The organism is Streptomyces sp. S.PB5 (genome assembly GCF_030403745.1).
Taxonomy (GTDB): domain Bacteria; phylum Actinomycetota; class Actinomycetes; order Streptomycetales; family Streptomycetaceae; genus Streptomyces.
Map to the genome: position 1 here is coordinate 162,927 of NZ_JAQMWP010000007.1, position 16,368 is coordinate 179,294.

General features: G+C 71.0%; 14 protein-coding genes. 13 read left to right on the plus strand and 1 reads right to left on the minus strand.

Going from position 1 to position 16,368, the window contains the following annotated elements; all coding sequences use genetic code 11:
• The first annotated feature begins 84 nt into the window (after window positions 1–84).
• The 8 genes from PH203_RS19665 (at window position 85) to PH203_RS19700 (ending at window position 8,616) form a co-directional block, all read left to right on the plus strand.
• A complete protein-coding gene (locus PH203_RS19665) occupies window positions 85–375 on the plus strand; it encodes an SHOCT domain-containing protein (RefSeq protein WP_289921460.1) in 291 nt (96 codons plus the stop codon).
• The gene (locus tag PH203_RS19670; protein ID WP_289921461.1) at window positions 372–1,181 is read left to right on the plus strand and encodes an ABC transporter ATP-binding protein; all 810 of its coding nucleotides are present in this window, start codon (window positions 372–374) and stop codon (window positions 1,179–1,181) included. Before PH203_RS19665 ends, PH203_RS19670 begins: the two co-directional genes overlap by 4 nt.
• Window positions 1,178–3,739: an ABC transporter permease gene (locus PH203_RS19675; RefSeq protein ID WP_289921463.1), complete on the plus strand. Its 2,562-nt coding sequence runs from the start codon at window positions 1,178–1,180 to the stop codon at window positions 3,737–3,739. Before PH203_RS19670 ends, PH203_RS19675 begins: the two co-directional genes overlap by 4 nt.
• Window positions 3,740–3,919: 180 nt before the next feature.
• Complete coding sequence (locus PH203_RS19680) at window positions 3,920–5,005, plus strand: S-(hydroxymethyl)mycothiol dehydrogenase (protein ID WP_289921464.1); 1,086 nt, start codon at window positions 3,920–3,922, stop codon at window positions 5,003–5,005.
• Window positions 5,005–5,634 carry an MBL fold metallo-hydrolase gene (locus PH203_RS19685; RefSeq protein ID WP_289921465.1) on the plus strand — a complete coding sequence of 210 codons (630 nt, stop codon included), beginning with the start codon at window positions 5,005–5,007 and terminating at the stop codon, window positions 5,632–5,634. Before PH203_RS19680 ends, PH203_RS19685 begins: the two co-directional genes overlap by 1 nt.
• A 195-nt stretch (window positions 5,635–5,829) precedes the next feature.
• Window positions 5,830–6,192: a bifunctional 3-phenylpropionate/cinnamic acid dioxygenase ferredoxin subunit gene (locus PH203_RS19690; protein WP_289921466.1), complete on the plus strand. Its 363-nt coding sequence runs from the start codon at window positions 5,830–5,832 to the stop codon at window positions 6,190–6,192.
• A complete protein-coding gene (locus PH203_RS19695; RefSeq protein ID WP_289921467.1) occupies window positions 6,189–7,352 on the plus strand; it encodes an FAD-dependent oxidoreductase in 1,164 nt (387 codons plus the stop codon). The genes PH203_RS19690 and PH203_RS19695 overlap by 4 nt, the downstream gene beginning before the upstream one ends.
• Window positions 7,353–7,485: 133 nt before the next feature.
• On the plus strand, window positions 7,486–8,616 hold the full coding sequence (locus PH203_RS19700; RefSeq protein ID WP_289921468.1) for an aromatic ring-hydroxylating dioxygenase subunit alpha: 1,131 nt from the start codon (window positions 7,486–7,488) through the stop codon (window positions 8,614–8,616).
• 1 nt (window position 8,617) lies between these two features.
• Here PH203_RS19700 and PH203_RS19705 read toward each other — a convergent pair whose 3' ends face one another.
• A complete protein-coding gene (locus PH203_RS19705; protein WP_289921469.1) occupies window positions 8,618–9,364 on the minus strand; it encodes an IclR family transcriptional regulator in 747 nt (248 codons plus the stop codon).
• Between the two features lie 381 nt (window positions 9,365–9,745).
• Between PH203_RS19705 and PH203_RS19710 the strand changes: the two genes are divergently transcribed.
• From PH203_RS19710 to PH203_RS19730, 5 genes are all read left to right on the plus strand, one after another.
• A complete protein-coding gene (locus PH203_RS19710; RefSeq protein WP_289921470.1) occupies window positions 9,746–10,927 on the plus strand; it encodes an ROK family transcriptional regulator in 1,182 nt (393 codons plus the stop codon).
• A gap of 387 nt (window positions 10,928–11,314) precedes the next feature.
• Entirely contained in the window at window positions 11,315–12,838 is a 1,524-nt protein-coding gene (locus tag PH203_RS19715) for a sugar ABC transporter ATP-binding protein (RefSeq protein ID WP_289921471.1), read from the plus strand.
• The gene (locus tag PH203_RS19720; RefSeq protein WP_289921472.1) at window positions 12,835–13,863 is read left to right on the plus strand and encodes an ABC transporter permease; all 1,029 of its coding nucleotides are present in this window, start codon (window positions 12,835–12,837) and stop codon (window positions 13,861–13,863) included. The genes PH203_RS19715 and PH203_RS19720 overlap by 4 nt, the downstream gene beginning before the upstream one ends.
• Window positions 13,864–13,963: 100 nt before the next feature.
• Window positions 13,964–15,013 carry a substrate-binding domain-containing protein gene (locus PH203_RS19725; protein WP_289921473.1) on the plus strand — a complete coding sequence of 350 codons (1,050 nt, stop codon included), beginning with the start codon at window positions 13,964–13,966 and terminating at the stop codon, window positions 15,011–15,013.
• Window positions 15,014–15,081: 68 nt separating this feature from the next.
• Window positions 15,082–16,296, plus strand: coding sequence for a Gfo/Idh/MocA family oxidoreductase (locus PH203_RS19730; protein ID WP_289921474.1), 1,215 nt, complete (start codon window positions 15,082–15,084; stop codon window positions 16,294–16,296).
• Window positions 16,297–16,368: the final 72 nt, after the last annotated feature.

Consider the following 16,368-nt stretch of genomic DNA (forward strand, 5'->3'; position numbering starts at 1 on the left):
CGCTGGCCGTACGACGACCCGACCCCCTCCCCGGAGCCAGTCTCGAAGCGTCAACGGAACACACCTCTAGGGAGATGAACCGAGATGCAGACCCTGGCGCACTGGGACGGCGGGCCCGGCCCGTGGATCCTCCTCTTCCCGCTGATCTGGGCGGCCGTCGTGGTCGGCGCCGTCACCGTGCTGCGCCGTACCGGGTGGCACGGTCGCCGTGGCCCGTGGCGGGCGATGTCCGACACCGGCCCGGCCGGCGACTCGCCCATCGCCGTGCTCGGCCGCCGCTTCGCCGCCGGCGAGATCGACGAGGACGAGTACTGGCGCCGGCTGTCCGTCCTGGACGAGCAGTTCGGCCCTGCGGGCAAGGGCGGTGCGGCATGAGCGCCACGACCGCCACCGCCGACGGGACGGCCGCCCGTGTCGTCGACGCCGTGAAGGTGTACGGCACCGGCGACACCAGCGTGAGGGCCCTGGACGGGGTGAGCGTCGACTTTCCGGCCGGCCGCTTCACCGCGATCATGGGGCCCTCGGGCTCCGGCAAGTCCACCCTGATGCACTGCGCGGCCGGCCTGGACACCCTCACCTCGGGCACCGCCCACATCGGCGGCACCGAACTGGGCTCCCTCGACGACCGCCGCCTCACCCTGCTGCGCCGCGACCGTGTGGGCTTCGTCTTCCAGGCCTTCAACCTGGTGCCGACCCTGACCGTCGCGGAGAACATCAGGCTCCCCCTGGACCTGGCGGGCGGCAAGGGCGACCGCGAGTGGATCGACGCGCTCGTCGACGTCGTCGGCCTGCGCGACCGGCTCCACCACCGGCCCTCGGAACTCTCCGGCGGCCAGCAGCAACGCGTCGCCGTGGCACGGGCGTTCGCCGGCCGGCCGGACGTCGTGTTCGCCGACGAACCCACCGGCAACCTCGACTCCCGCTCCGGCCAGGAGGTCCTCGGTCTCCTCGGCCGCGCGGTGCGCCAGACGTCCCGCACGGTCGTCATGGTCACCCACGACCCGGTGGCCGCGGCCCACGCCGACGAGGTCGTCTTCCTCGCGGACGGGCGCCTGGTCGACCGTATGACCTCCCCGACCGCCGACAAGGTCCTGGACCGTATGAAGGCCTTCGACGGGCACACATCCTCCGGGACGCCCGCGTCCGCGGAGGGACCTTCACCCTTCGGAGGGCGGTCATGAACGCCTCCGTGCGCCTGAGCGTCTCCTCCCTGCGCGCCCACAAGCGCCGCTTCGCCGGGACCTTCCTCGCGGTCTTCCTCGGGGTCGCCTTCCTGGCCGGCACCCTCGTCATGGGCGACACCCTGCGCGCGAGCTTCGACACCATGTTCGGCCGGGCGACCAGCGGTACGGACGCCGTGATCCGCAGCGCCGACGCCATCACCACGCCCGGCGAGAGCGAGGGCGTACGGCAGCCGGTGGCCACGGACCTCGTCAACGCCGTCGAGAAGGTGCCCGGCGTGGCCGCCGCCGCCCCCGGCATCCAGGGCGCCGGCCAGCTCGTCGGCGCCGACGGTGACCCGATCGGCGGCCAGGGTCCGCCCACCCTCGCCGGCAACTGGATCGCCGATCCGGAGCTCAACGCCTATCAGCTCGCTGAGGGCCGGGCCCCCGCGAGGTCGGGCGAGGTCGTCATCGACCGCGGTACGGCCGAGCGCGGCGACCTGAGGATCGGCGACACGACGACCCTGCGCACCCCCGACCCGGTCGAGGTGACGATCGTCGGCCTGGCGACCTTCGGCGGGGAGGACGGCATGGCCCAGGTGACCTTCACCGGCATGACCCAGGCCGACGCCGAGAAGTACCTCACCGCACGGCCCGGCGAGGCGTCGACCATCCAGGTGCGCGCCGGACCCGGTGTCAGCCAGCAGGAGCTGGTCGACCGGCTGACTCCCGTCCTGCCCGAGGGAGTCGAGGCGATCACCGGCCAGGAGTCGGCCGAGGAGAACACCGAGATGATCTCCAGCCAGTTCCTGACCGTCTTCACCCTCTTCCTCCTCGTCTTCTCCGGCGTGGCGCTGCTGGTCGCGACCTTCTCCATCCACAACACCTTCGCGATCGTCGTCGCCCAACGCACCCGTGAGAACGCCCTGTTGCGTGCTCTCGGCGCCTCCCGCGGCCAGGTCACTGCGTCGACCCTGGTGGAGGCGACCGCGGTCGCGGTCACCGCCTCGATCGCCGGTCTCGCGGGCGGCATCGGTATCGCCGCCGGTCTCCAGGCACTCTTCCCGGCGATCGGATTCCCCTTCCCCGAGGGCGACCTGGTGGTCAGCGCGCTGTCCATGCTGCTGCCCCTCGGCGTCGGCATCGTGGTCTGCCTCGGCTCCGCGCTCCTGCCCGCCGTACGGGCGGGCCGCACCGCACCCATGGCGGCCCTGCGCGAGACGGCCGTCGACACCTCCGGCGCCTCCCGCGTCCGCGCCGTCACCGGTCTGGGCCTCGGCGCCCTCGCCCTCGGCACGACGGTCAGTGGAGTCCTGGTCTCACCGTCCCTGTGGCCGGCGGGTACCGGAGCGGTCCTGGCCCTGGCCGCGTTCGTGGTCCTCGGCCCGGTCGCCTCGACCACGGCCGTACGTGTCCTCGGCGGCCCTCTCGACCGGCTGCGCGGTGTCACCGGCGGCCTCGCCCGCCGCAACGCCCTGCGCAGCCCCAGGCGGACGGCCGCCACCGCGAGCGCGCTGATGATCGGGGTCGCCGTGGTCTGCCTGTTCACGGTGTTCGCCGCCTCCCTCAAGGCGACCATGGACCAGACCGTCTCCCGCTCCTTCGCGGGCGACGTGGCCGTGAGCACCCCGGCGTTCGGCGCGGGCGGCAGCGGTCTGAGCCCTCGGCTGGCCGACGCGATCGACCGGCTGCCCGAGGTGGACACGGCCGTCGGTCTCGGCCGGGGGGTCGCCGAAGTCGACGGCAAGGGGCGGGCGTTGACCGTCACCGACCCGGTCGCCCTGGAGCGCACCTTCGATCTCGGCAGGATCGAGGGCTCCCTGGACGGCCTCGGCGCGGACGGTATCGCCATCACCCGGAACGAGGCGGACGACCAGGGTCTGACGACCGGCGACAGGACCCGGCTGACCTTCACCGACGGCAGGACGCAGACCTTCACCGTCCGCGCGGTCTACGGGCGGTCCGAACTGGCGGGGGAGTACGTCATCACCCGCGCCGCCTGGGAGCCGCACCGCACACAGGACTCCGACACCCTGGTCGCCGTCTCCTTCAAGGACGGGGTGAGCACGGACACCGGCAAGGCGGCGGTGGAGAAGGTGGCCGAGCGGTACGGCGGTCCGGAGGTGCAGACCCGGGACGAGTACGCGCAGTCCTCGGCCGGCGGCATCGACATGATGCTCACGCTGGTCTACGCCCTGCTCGCCCTCGCCGTCCTCATCGCGCTCCTCGGCATCGCCAACACCCTGACCCTGGCCATCCACGAACGCACCCGTGAACTGGGCCTGTTGCGGGCCGTCGGCCAGACCCGGTCCCAGCTGCGGGCCATGGTCCGCTGGGAGTCGGTCCTGGTCGCCGCCTTCGGCACCGTCGGCGGACTCGGTCTCGGCGCCTTCCTGGGCTGGGTCCTGGTCAAGGCGTCCGACGGCGCGAGCGACAGCGCCTTCGCCTTCGCGATGCCGCCCACCCAACTGGCGATCGTGGCCCTGGTGGGCCTCGCGGCGGGCGCCCTGGCGGGCCTGCGCCCGGCCCGGCGGGCGGCGCGTCTGGACGTACTGCGGGCCATCGCCACCGAGTGACCGGAACTGATCGGCCGCTGCGTCGGAACCGCGGCTGTCTCCGTCCCCTGGACCCGGAGGGAGCCGCGCCCGGTGCCTTGACCGCCGCTCGGCCCTGCATGATGCTGTGTTGCGGCACATGAGATACGTGCCGTAATGAGCAACATCTGATTCAGGTCTCGACCAATCCGAGGAGTGGCCATGACGCACCAGGTCCGTGCCGTCGTCGCGCGGGGCAAGGGAGCCCCCGTCAGCCTGGAGACGATCATCGTGCCCGACCCGGGACCGGGCGAGGCGCTGGTGAAGGTCGAGGCCTGCGGGGTGTGCCACACCGATCTGCACTACCGCGAGGGCGGCATCAACGACGACTTCCCGTTCCTGCTCGGCCATGAGGCGGCGGGCGTCGTGGAGGCCGTGGGGGAGGGCGTCACCGACGTCGCCCCCGGTGACTTCGTCATCCTCAACTGGCGTGCAGTGTGCGGCAATTGCCGCGCCTGTCTGCGCGGACGGCCGTGGTACTGCTTCAACACCCACAACGCCGGGCAGAAGATGACCCTGCTCGACGGCACCGAACTGTCCCCGGCCCTGGGCATCGGCGCCTTCGCCGAGAAGACCCTCGTCGCGGCGGGCCAGTGCACCAAGGTCGACCGCTCCGCGTCGGCCGCCGCCGTGGGCCTGCTGGGCTGCGGGGTCATGGCCGGGATCGGCGCCGCCATCAACACCGGCAACGTCGGCCGCGGTGACACGGTCGCGGTGATCGGCTGCGGCGGCGTCGGCGACGCGGCGATCGCCGGATCGAACCTGGCGGGCGCGGCGCGCATCATCGCCGTCGACATCGACGACAACAAGCTCGAAACCGCCAAGAAGCTGGGCGCGACCCACACCGTCAACTCCAGGGACACCGACGCGGTCGAGGCGATCCGCGAGCTGACCGGAGGGTTCGGCGCCGACGTCGTCATCGAGGCGGTCGGCCGCCCCGAGACGTACAAGCAGGCCTTCTACGCCCGCGACCTCGCCGGCACGGTCGTGCTCGTCGGTGTGCCCACCCCGGAGATGAAGCTGGAGCTGCCGCTCCTGGACGTCTTCGGCCGCGGCGGCGCGCTGAAGTCCTCCTGGTACGGGGACTGCCTGCCCTCCCGCGACTTCCCGATGCTCGTCGACCTCTATCTCCAGGGCCGGCTGGACCTGGACGCGTTCGTCACGGAGACCATCGCCCTGGACGCCGTGGAGAAGGCCTTCGAGCGGATGCACGGCGGGGACGTCCTGCGCTCGGTGGTGGTCTTCTGATGGCCGCCCGCATCGAGCATCTCGTCACCTCGGGCACGTTCTCGCTCGACGGCGGCACCTGGGACGTCGACAACAACGTGTGGATCGTCGGTGACGACGACGAGGTGATCGTCATCGACGCCGCCCACGACGCCGACGCCATTGCCGAAGCCGTCGGCGGCCGCACCCTGCGGGCGATCGTGTGCACCCACGCCCACAACGACCACATCGACGCCGCCCCCGCCCTCGCCCAGCGCACCGGCGCCCCGATCCTGCTCCACCCGGACGACCTGCCCCTGTGGAAGCAGACTCATCCCGACCGCTCGCCCGACGGCGAACTGGCCGACGGCTGGGTCCTCGCGGTGGCCGGCACCGAACTGACCGTGCTGCACACCCCCGGCCACGCCCCGGGAGCGGTCTGCCTCCACGCACCGGCCCTGACCGCGCTGTTCAGCGGTGACACCCTGTTCGCCGGGGGCCCCGGCGCCACGGGACGGTCGTACAGCCACTTCCCGACCATCGTCGACTCGATCCGGGACCGGCTGCTCACCCTCCCCGGCGAGACCGTCGTGCACACCGGGCACGGCGACACGACCACCGTCGGGGCCGAGGCCCCGCACCTCCAGGAGTGGATCGACCGCGGTTTCTGACCGCCCCACGGACTCTTTCGCGCAGCGCCCGCACCGTCTGTTTCCGCAGGTGGTCCGGGCGCTGTGGGCTGCCCGGAGACCGGTCCGCAGGCGCGTTCGAACCTGGCCCGGTGATGCCTTGACAACGGTTCGGAGCGGCCCGCAGACTGGCGTTGCGTCAATCGCAATCCGTTTCGCTATACGCACCGAGGTGTCATGATGATTCCCGCGTGCCGTCTCGCGGATCTCCCGCGAGGTGAGGCCCACCGGCTCGACATCGATCCGCCGGTCTCGGTGTTCCACACCGACGACGGCGAACTCTTCGCCATCGACGACACCTGCACCCACCAGGACGCCTCGCTCGCCGACGGCTGGCTGGAGGGCTGCGAGGTGGAATGCCCCCTGCATGCCTCGAAGTTCGACCTGAGGACCGGCGCGGTCGACGCCCCGCCGGCCAAGCTCCCGGTCCGGACCCACGAGGTCGTCGTCGAGGACGGCATGATCTACGTGCAGGTGTCCACGGCGGCGCCCAACCTCCCGCCCTGCATCTCGGCCCGGCTCGCCGGGGGGCCCGCGTGAGAACCGCCGCCGTGGTCGGGGCCTCGCTGGCCGGACTGTCGGCGGCGCGCTCGCTGCGCAAGCAGGGCTTCGACGGACGGCTGGTCGTCATCGGCGACGAACTCCACCGCCCGTACGACCGGCCCCCGCTCTCCAAGGAGTTCCTGGCCGGCACCCTCGGCGAGACGGACCTCTCCCTGGAGGCGGGCGACGAGGACCTGGCGGCGGAGTGGCTGCTCGGCACCCGTGCCGTCGGCCTCGATCACGCCGGCCGGGCGGTGCGGCTCGCCGACGGACGCGAGGTCCGCGCCGACGGCATCGTCATCGCGACCGGCGCCGCGGCCCGCACGCTGCCGGGCTCCGAGGGCCTGGCGGGCGTGCACACCCTGCGCACCCTGGACGACGCCCGCGCCCTGCGGGACGAACTGGCCCGCGGTGGACGGCTGGTGGTGATCGGCGGCGGCTTCATCGGCGCCGAGGTCGCCTCCACGGCGTACGCCCTCGGTCTGGACGTGACGGTCGTCGAGGTGGCACCGACCCCGCTCGCCGGACCTCTCGGCCCGGCCATGGGGGCCATCGTCTCCGCCCTCCACGCCGACCACGGCGTACGGCTGTTGTGCGGTGTGGGCGTCAAGGGGCTGAGCGGCGAGAGCCGGGTCGACGCCGTCCTGCTGGAGGACGGTCGCAGCATCCCCGCCGACATCGTGGTGGTCGGGGTGGGCGCGCGTCCGTGCGTCGAGTGGCTGGAAGGATCCGGCCTCGAACTCGACAACGGCGTCAAGTGCGGTGCCGACGGCCGTACGAACCTCGCCGGCGTCGTCGCGGTCGGCGACTGCGCCAACTGGTACGACCCGCGCGCGGGCCACCATCGCCGCGTGGAGCACTGGACCGGAGCCCGTGAGCGCCCCGAGGCCGCGATCGCCACCCTGCTGGCCGGCGGCGCCGTGGCACCGGGCGTCCCCCGCCCGCCGTACTTCTGGTCCGACCAGTACGGCGTGAAGATCCAGTTCGTCGGCAACGCCACGGCCGCCGACAGCGTGACCGTCGAGGCCGGTGCCGCGGACCACCGCGACGTCCTGGCCGTCTACCGGCGGGCCGGAGACCCGGTCGCCGTGCTGGGCATGAACCAGCCCCGGCTGTTCATGCGCTGGCGCAAGCAACTCGCCGCCGCGAGCTCTTGACACCACCCCTGAGGCATCCCATGCTGCGGTTGCATATGGCGCGCAGCGTTGCTCCATACACAACGCGATCCGGAGTCACCGTCCCCGGCGCGTAGCTGACCCCTCCATCACGTTGTTTCCCGAGGAGTGCCCCGTGACCTCGACCAGCCTGCCGGACAGCCTGATCGCCACCCTCCCCGGCTCCTCCTACACGGATCCGCAGATCTTCGCCCAGGAGCAGGAGCGCATATTCGAGACCATGTGGTTCTGTGTGGCGCGCGCCTCCGAACTGGCCAGGCCCGGCGCCTTCCGCACCGTCGACGTGGGCCGCGAGAGCATCCTCGTCACCCGGGCGCGCGACAACAGCATCCGTGCGTACTTCAACGTGTGCCGGCACCGCGGCGCCAAGCTCTGCACGGAGGAGACCGGCGAGGTCAAGCGGGCCTTCCAGTGCCCGTACCATGCCTGGACCTACGGCCTCGACGGCAAGCTGGTCGCCGCCCCCAACCTCACCAAGATGCCCGACGTCGGCCGCACCGAGTACGGCCTGGTGAGCGTGGCCGTGCGCGAATGGCTGGGCTATGTGTGGGTGTGCCTCGCGGAGAACCCGCCCTCCTTCGAGGAGGACGTCATCGGCGAGGTCGTCACCCGCCTCGGGGACGTCGAGTCGATCGAGCACTACGACATCGGCAGCCTCTCCGTCGGCAAGCGCATCACGTACGACGTGAAGTCCAACTGGAAGCTCATCATCGAGAACTTCATGGAGTGCTACCACTGCGCGACCATCCACCCCGAACTCACCGAGGTGCTCCCGGAGTTCGCGGACGGCTACGCGGCGCAGTACTACGTGGGCCACGGCGCGGAGTTCGGTGAGGAGGTCCAGGGCTTCACCGTGGACGGCTCCGAGGGCCTCGACCGCATCCCGGGGGTGGCGGACGACCAGGACCGCCGCTACTACGCGATCACCGTCAAACCGCAGGTGTTCATCAACCTCGTCCCCGACCATGTGATCTTCCACCGCATGTACCCGGTGGCCGTCGACCGCACGATCGTCGAGTGCGACTGGCTGTATCTGCCGCATGTCGTCGAGAGCGGCAAGGACGTCAGCCGTTCCGTGGAGCTCTTCCATCGCGTCAACCAGCAGGACTTCGACGCGTGCGAACGCACACAGCCCGGGATGAGCTCCCGGATGTACGCCAAGGGAGGCGTACTGGTACCCAGTGAGCACCACATCGGTGCCTTCCACGACTGGGTGAACGAGCGTCTGGGACTGTCCCAGGGCTGACTCAGCCCAGGTGGCCCATGCGGTGACTGATCTCCTCGGCGCCCTTGAGCAGCACCGGGGAGAGCTCGTGCAGGCGCTCCTCGGTGAAGCGGTAGGCGGGGCCGGAAGCACTCAGCGCGGCGATGACCTCGCCGTCGCGGTTGCGGATCGGCGCCGCCATGGCGTGCAGACCGATCTCCAGCTCCTCCAGGGTGAAGGCGTAGCCGCGCTCCCGGGCCTCGGCGAGGTTCTTCTCCAGCTTCGTCTTCGCGGTGATGGTCTTCGGGGTGACCTTCTTCATGCCGCCCTCGGCCAGCAGCGCCGCGCGCTCCGTGGCCGGCAGATGGGCCAGCAGGATCTTGCCGCTGGACGTCGCGTGCAGCGGGGTCAGCTGGCCGACCCAGTTGTGCGCGGTGATCGCCCCGGGCCCGCGCACCTGGTACAGGTTGATCGCGTAGTGCTCCTGCATCACCGCGATGTTGACCGTCTCGCCGATCTCCTCCGCGAGCCGCTCGCAGATCGGGCGCCCCTGCTGTGTGATGTCGATGCGCCCGGTCACCGCACCGGCCAGCCGCACGATCCCGAAGCCGAGCCGGTACTTCCCGCGCTCACCCGCCTGCTCCACCAGTCCGCGCGCCTCCAGCGCCCCGAGCAGCCGGAACGCCGTCGACTTGTGCACATCGATCTCGGCCGCCACCTCACTGACGCCCGCCTCACCGCGCTGAGCGAGGATCTCCAGAACGCTGATGGCGCGGTCCACTGACTGCACGCCGCCGGCTTGTGAATTCGAGGTTTCTGAGTCGGTGCTGTAGTTGCTCACAGTGAAACTATACGCGTAGTACGCTACAACACGTTTACTGATCGGACTCTGACCAGGACTTTTGTGCTGGTAGGGGTTGATCCTGATGTCAAGTTGCACACCGCCTCCACCTGCGGTTCGCCGAGCGCTCCCGCGAAAAGCGCAGGTCTCTCACCCCCTCCCCCGACTCGGGCACCGCCATCGGCAGAACTTTGTCCTGTGTGTGGAAAAAGAAGACCCCTACTTGCGCGTAAGTACTTCCCAGTCCGGAAAATCGTTGTTACGTTCCTCTCCGACAAGCCAGGCAACGGCGCCCTGGCCATGGACGCGGGGAGAGGGATCGTGCGACGGATGACTGCTCGACCCGAGAACGCGCACCAGGCACGGCTGCTGCGCCTGCTGCGTGACAACGGGTCCAACTCCCGTGCGCAGCTGGGTGATCAGGTCGATCTGTCGCGGTCCAAGCTGGCCGTGGAGGTGGACCGGCTGCTGGAGACGGGCCTGGTCGTGGCCGACGGACTCGCCGCCTCGCGCGGTGGCCGCCGCTCCCACAACATCCGGCTCGCCCCCAAACTGCGGTTCCTCGGCGTCGACATCGGGGCCACCTCGATCGATGTCGCCGTCACCAACGCCGAGCTGGAGATCCTGGGACACCTCAATCAGCCGATGGACGTCCGTGAGGGTCCGGTCGCGGTTTTCGAGCAAGTCCTGGCGATGGCGGCGAAGTTGAAGGCGACGGGGCTGGCGGAGGGTTTCGACGGGGCCGGGATCGGTGTTCCGGGGCCGGTCCGTTTTCCCGAGGGGGTGCCGGTGGCGCCGCCGATCATGCCGGGCTGGGACGGTTTCCCGGTGCGGGAGGCGCTCAGTCAGGAGCTGGGCTGTCCGGTGATGGTCGACAACGATGTGAATCTGATGGCGATGGGGGAGCAGCACGCGGGCGTCGCGCGTTCCGTGGGTGATTTCCTGTGCGTCAAGATCGGTACCGGTATCGGCTGCGGGATCGTCGTGGGCGGTGAGGTCTATCGCGGTACGACGGGCAGTGCGGGCGACATCGGGCACATCCAGGCGGTGCCGGACGGCCGGCCGTGCGCGTGTGGCAACCGGGGCTGCCTGGAAGCCCACTTCAGCGGCGCCGCACTGGCCGCTGACGCGGAGCTGGCCGTGCGCGAGGGCCGCTCGGTGGAACTCGCGGCCCGGCTGGAGACGGCCGGGCGGCTGACGGCCGAAGACGTGTCGGCGGCCGCGGCGGCAGGGGACACGGCGGCCCTTGAACTGATCCGGGAGGGCGGTAAGCGCCTGGGCCAGGTCATCGCCGGGCTCGTCAGTTTCTTCAATCCGGGACTGGTGGTGATCGGCGGCGGGGTGACCGGGCTCGGACACACCCTGCTGGCCAGCGTCCGGACCCAGGTGTACCGGCAGTCGTTGCCGCTGGCCACGCGCAACCTGCCGATCGTGCTGGGCGAGTTGGGGCCGGCGGCCGGAGCCATCGGCGCCGCACGGCTCATCAGCGACCACGTCTTCTCGCCCGCCTGAGCGCCGCTCGACGCCGCCGGCGACCCCGGAGGCATCGAGCAGCGCATCCCATCGCCGTGACCGCGCGGCGTCACTTCGAGCAAGCAGCACCCGTTGGCGAGGCCGCACACCCCGTGCGCCTCGGCGATCCCGCGCCGACCTCGCACGAGCCGTAGCGCCGCCGCACCTCACGTAGAACCGTCACACCGGCCGCGGCCGCGGTACGTCGTTCGCGCGGCCGACCACCACGTCACCGAGCTACCGGGCTACCGGCCCATCAGCCTTGCTCCGCCCGGCTCTTGCCCACGCCCCGCCCTTTCCGCCCTGCCCAGTCCTGCTCTGCTCCGCCCGCTCCTGCTCTGCTCCGCCCTGCCCACTCACGGCCCGCATCCGCCGAGGGGATTCCTCATGGCACCACAACCACCCCTGCTCACCATGTCCGGCATCACCAAGACGTTCCCGGGTGTCCGCGCCCTGGACGGTGTGGATCTCGAGGTCCAGGCCGGTGAGGTCCACTGCCTCCTGGGCCAGAACGGGGCCGGCAAGTCCACGCTGATCAAAGTGCTCGCCGGGGCCCACCAGCCGGACGAGGGCGAGATCACCTGGCAGGGCGAGCCGGTGACCCTGGGCTCGCCGATCGCCGCCATGCGTCTCGGCGTCGCCACCATCTACCAGGAACTCGACCTGATCGAGGGTCTGTCCGTCGCGGAGAACGTCTTCCTCGGACACGAACCCACCTCCGCCGGCTTCGTCGTACGGGGCTCCGCCGCCCGCAGCGCGACCGCGCGGCTGCTGGAACGGCTCGGGCACCCGGAGATCGAACCCTCCCGGCTCGTCGGCGAGTTGTCCGCGGCGCAGCAGCAGATCGTCTCCATGGCCCGCGCACTGTCCCACGAGGTCCGGCTGATCGTGATGGACGAGCCGTCGGCCGCACTCGACCCCGAGGAAGTGGACAACCTCTTCAGGATCGTGGCCGATCTGACCGCCGACGGTGTCGCCGTCGTCTACATCTCGCACCGCCTGGAGGAGATCCGCCGCATCGGCAACCGGGTCACGGTCCTGAAGGAGGGCCGGTCGGTCGCGGGCGGTCTGCCCGCCGAGTCGACGCCGACCCAGGAGGTCGTGGCCCTCATGACCGGGCGGAACGTGGAGTACGTCTTCCCCGAGCGCCCCACCGCCGGGTTCGCCGCGGAGCGGGAACCGGTGCTGACGGTCCAGGGGCTGACCCGGCGAGGGGAGTTCGCGCCCGTCGATCTGGAGCTGCGGCCCGGTGAGATCGTGGGTCTGGCGGGGCTCGTCGGCTCCGGGCGGAGCGAGATCCTGGAGACGATCTACGGAGCGCGCAAGCCCGACGGCGGCCGCGTCCTCGTCGACGGCACGCCTCTGCGCCCCGGCAGTGTCCGTGCCGCCGTACGCGCCGGCATCGGCCTCGCGCCCGAGGAACGCAAGGCGCAGGCGCTGCTCATGCTGGAGTCCGTCAGCAGCAACGTCTCCGTCTCCACGCTCTCCCGGTTCGCCCGCGCGGGCTGGATCGACCGGCGCACCGAGCGGGCCGCGACCCACCGGGCGGTCAGGGAGCTGTCGCTCCGGCCGGACAACCCCGACACCGCGATCAGGACCCTGTCCGGCGGCAACCAGCAGAAGGCGGTCCTCGCCCGCTGGCTGCTGCGGGGCTGCAAGGTCCTGCTGCTGGACGAGCCGACCCGGGGCGTCGACATCGGCGCCCGGGCGGAGCTCTACGCCGTGATCCGCCGGCTGGCCGACGAGGGCCTGGCCGTACTGCTCGTGTCCAGTGAGGTGCCCGAGGTCCTGGGGCTCGCCGACCGGGTGCTGGTGCTCCGTGAGGGCAGCGTCGTGCACACGGCGGACGCCCGGGAGCTCGATGAGCACCGCGTACTCGATCTTGTGATGGAAGGGAGCCCGACACCATGACGCAGCCGGCCACCACGGCGCCGAAGGAAGCGCCGACGTCCGCCGCCGACTCCGCGCAGGGCCGGGGGAGTTCACCCCGGCTCGGTCTGCGGTGGGACGTGCGTACGCTGTCCCTCCTCGGCGTCCTCGCCGTCCTTGTCGCGGTCGGCGGGATCACCGCCCCGGACGAGTTCCTGGCCACGAGCAATCTCCAACTCGTCCTCACCCAGGCGTCCGTGATCGGCGTCGTCACCGTCGGCATGACGTTCGTCATCACCAGCGGTGGCATCGACCTGTCGGTCGGCGCGATGGTCGCCCTCGCCTCGGTGTGGGCGACGACCGTGGCCACGCAGGAGTTCGGCTTCGCTGGCATCCTCTTCACCGCCGTCGTCGTCGGCGTGGGCTGCGGCCTGGTGAACGGCCTGCTGATCGCGTACGGCCGGATGGTGCCCTTCATCGCGACGCTCGCCATGCTCGCCTCCGCCCGGGGCCTGGCGCTGCAGATCACCGACGGCAGCACGCAGGTCGTGAGCGTCGAGTCCGTGCTGGACCTGGGCTCCAGGGACGCCTATGTGCTGGGCGTCCCGCCCCTGGTCCTGATCTTCGCCGCGGTCACCGTCGTCGGCTGGCTGCTGCTCAACCGCACCACCTTCGGCCGCCGTACCGTCGCGGTCGGCGGCAACGCGGAAGCGGCACGGCTTGCGGGCATCGACGTCCGCCGCCAGCGCCTGTGCCTGTACCTGCTGTCCGGGCTGTGCTGCGGCATCGCCGCGTTCATGCTGATCGTGCTCGCCGGCTCGGGCCAGAACACCAACGGCAACCTCTACGAGCTGGACGCCATCGCCGCCGCGATCATCGGCGGCACCCTGCTCAGCGGCGGCCGCGGCACCATCGTCGGCTCCGTCCTCGGCGTCCTGGTCTTCACGACGATCACCAACATCTTCGCCCTGAACAACCTCGAGACCGCCGTCCAGCAGATCGCGAAGGGCGCCATCATCGTCGCCGCCGTGCTGGTCCAGCGACGCTCGCTGCACGGCGACACCTGACGCGCGCGCAGCACACGCCGGACGGCGGCCCCTGACACCGTCGTCCGGCCCCCACAGCCTCCACCTGCCGCACACCGCCCAGTCGAAGGGTCGATCCGCCATGGCAAGAACCCCCGCCACCAGCCGCAGAGCGCTGCTGTTCGGCACCGCCGCCGTCTCCGCCGGAGCACTGCTGACGGCCTGCACCAGCAATGAACCCAAGAACCAGGACCAGGCCGCGGACAACGCCGTCCCCGTCGCGGACGACAAGCCCGGCAAGCAGGTCACCATCGGCTTCGCCGGCCCGCAGGCCGACCACGGCTGGCTCAACGCCATCAACGACAACGCCAAGAGCCGGGCGAAGAAGTACTCCGACGTCACGTTGGAGATCACCGAGGGCTCCAACGACACGGCCGCGCAGATCGGCCAGATCCAGACGCTGATCAACAAGAAGGTCGACGTGCTGGTGATCCTGCCGGCCGACGGCAAGGCGCTCACCCAGGTCGGCCTGCAGGCGATGCGCGCGGGCATACCCGTCATCAACCTGGACCGCGTCTTCGCCTCCCCGCAGGCGTACCGCTGCTGGATCGGCGGCGACAACTACGGCATGGGTCTCAACGCCGGGCACTACATCGGCGAACAGCTCAAGGACAAGAAGAACGCCAAGGTCGTCGAACTGGCGGGGCTGGACAACCTGGAGCTGACCCAGCAGCGCACCAAGGGCTTCGACGACGCGCTGAAGAACTACCCGAACATCAGGAAGGTGGCCCGCCAGGCCGCCGACTTCACCGTCGAGTCCGGGCAGGCCAAGATGGCCCAACTGCTCCAGGCCCAGTCGAACTTCGACGCGCTGTGGAACCACGACGACGACCAGGGCGTAGGCGCGCTGCGCGCCATCGACCAGGCCGGACGCGACGACTTCCTGATGGTCGGCGGCGCGGGCGCCAAGTCCGCGATGGACGCCATCAAGTCCGGCGACAGCGTGCTCAAGGCGACCGTCCTGTACCCGCCGACCATGGCGGCCTCCGCGATCGACCTCGCCCGGGCCCTCGGCCAGAGCAAGGGCGTCGGCGGTCTCGCCGAGTTCGAGATCCCGTCCTCGCTGACCCTCTACTCGGCCGTCGTGACCAAGGACAACGTCGACCAGTACCTGCCGACCGGCTTCATCTGACCGGCCCGGGCCGCGCGCCCCATGAACACAGCGATGAGTCAGTGACACTCCGACGTGGAGGAATCCGTATGGAACACAGGGATGGTCGGACCGCACCGCCGGCACTCGGCGTGGGCATGGTCGGTTACGCGTTCATGGGCGCCGCCCACTCACAAGGGTGGCGTACCGTCGGACACGTCTTCGACCTGCCGTTGCGGCCGGTCCTGGCCGCGATCGCCGGCCGCGACGCACACGCCGTGCGGGCGGCCGCCGACAAGCACGGCTGGGCAGCGACGGAGACCGACTGGCGCGCCCTCGTGGCCCGCGACGACGTACAGCTCGTCGACATCTGCACCCCGGGCGACAGCCATGCGGAGATCGCGATCGCGGCGCTGGCGGCGGGCAAGCACGTGCTGTGCGAGAAGCCCCTGGCCAACTCGGTCGCGGAGGCCGAGGCCATGGCCGCGGCCGCCGAAGCGGCGCGCTCGCGCGGGCAGTTGACCATGGTGGGCTTCAACTACCGCCGGGTGCCCGCCCTCGCCTTCGCCCGGCGGCTCATCGCCGACGGCAGGCTCGGCACAGTGCGCCATGTGCGGGTCAGCTACCTCCAGGACTGGCTGGTCGACCCCGACTTCCCGCTGACCTGGCGGCTGCAGCGCGAGCACGCCGGCTCGGGGGCGCTCGGCGACCTCGGCGCGCACATCGTCGACCTCGTGCAGTACCTGGCGGGCGAGGCGCTGGTCGGTGTCTCCGCCCAGATGGAGACCTTCGTCAAGGAGCGCCCGCTTCTCGACGGGGCCTCCTCGGGCCTGACCGCTTCCGGCGGCCCCCGGCGCGGTCCGGTGACCGTCGACGACGCGGCCCTGTTCACCGGCCGGCTCGCCTCGGGGGCGCTGGCCACGTTCGAGGCGAGCCGGATGGCGTCCGGGCGCAAGAACGCGCTGCGGCTGGAGGTGAACGGCGAGCACGGTTCGCTCGCCTTCGACCTGGAGCGGCTGAACGAACTGTCCTTCCACGACCACCGGGAGCCCGCCGCGACGGCGGGGTTCCGCCGGATCGTCGTCACCGAGCCCGACCACCCCTACCTGGAGGGCTGGTGGCCGCCGGGCCACGGCCTCGGCTACGAGCACAGCTTCGCCCACCAGGCCCGCGACCTCGTCGAGGCGATCGCGACCGGCACCGACCCGATGCCGTCGTTCGCCGACGGTCTCCAGGTGCAGCGGGTGCTCGCCGCGGTGGAGGAGAGCGCGCAGAAGAACTCCGTCTACACCCCCGTCCAGGGCGTCGAGGCCGAAGTCCGGTAGAGACAAGAGGGAGCGGCGACCCCTGGCTGCCCGGACATCTTTGTCCTCGCTCTGGAAAAAGTTCGCTTCCCT